The sequence below is a fragment of the Bradyrhizobium sp. NBAIM08 genome (assembly GCF_020193935.1).
GTDB lineage: Bacteria > Pseudomonadota > Alphaproteobacteria > Rhizobiales > Xanthobacteraceae > Bradyrhizobium > Bradyrhizobium yuanmingense.
Map to the genome: position 1 here is coordinate 1 of NZ_JADYVR010000619.1, position 426 is coordinate 426.

General features: G+C 73.0%; 1 protein-coding gene. It reads left to right on the plus strand.

All coding sequences use genetic code 11. From position 1 onward, the window contains the following. The coding region (locus tag I6F37_RS41240; protein ID WP_225154557.1) for an FAD-binding domain-containing protein at positions 1 to 281 on the plus strand (281 nt) is incomplete at its 5' end. Positions 282 to 426: the final 145 nt, after the last annotated feature.

The following is a 426-nucleotide window of genomic DNA, read 5'->3' on the forward strand; positions in this document are numbered from 1 at the left end:
ACTTCCGGGTGTTCAACCCCGTGCTCCAGGGCGAGCGGTTCGATCCCGACGGCGCGTACGTCCGCCGCTGGGTGCCCGAGCTCGCGCAGGTGCCGGCGCGGTGGATCCACGCGCCGTGGACCGCGCCGCCGCTGGTCCTGCTCGCGGCCGGGGTCACGCTCGGCGGCAACTATCCGCGCCCGATCGTCGACCACGCCGAGGCGCGGGCGCGATTCCTCGCGACCGCGAAGCGGCACCTGTCACATTCGCGCGCGCAGAGTTTACCGACGGCGGCCAGGTGATCACCGAGATGTAACCCGGGCCTCGCCGGCAGGTGACTACGGTCCGCCCCGATGGCTCACCCCTCGATCCCGCCGACGGTCGCCGCGTTCGCCGAGCACGAGGCGCGGCTCCGCGCGATGCACGGGCCGGGCGCTGTCTCTTATA